Annotated in this window: 1 rRNA gene; it reads left to right on the top strand. The window is 57.6% G+C overall.

Annotated features, from left to right (window positions below):
• Positions 1-255, top strand: a 16S ribosomal RNA gene (locus MFP24_RS00140); the annotation flags it as partial.

Below are 255 nucleotides of genomic sequence, written 5' to 3'. Positions count from 1 at the left end.
TCGAGCGGTAGCACAGAGGAGCTTGCTCCTTGGGTGACGAGCGGCGGACGGGTGAGTAATGTCTGGGAAACTGCCTGATGGAGGGGGATAACTACTGGAAACGGTAGCTAATACCGCATAACCTCGCAAGAGCAAAGTGGGGGACCTTAGGGCCTCACGCCATCGGATGTGCCCAGATGGGATTAGCTGGTAGGTGGGGTAAAGGCTCACCTAGGCGACGATCCCTAGCTGGTCTGAGAGGATGACCAGCCACAC

Source organism: Brenneria tiliae (genome assembly GCF_023347575.1).
Lineage (GTDB): Bacteria > Pseudomonadota > Gammaproteobacteria > Enterobacterales > Enterobacteriaceae > Brenneria > Brenneria corticis.
Note: the sequence above shows the minus strand (reverse complement) of the source record. Positions and strands in the feature narration are given on the sequence as shown.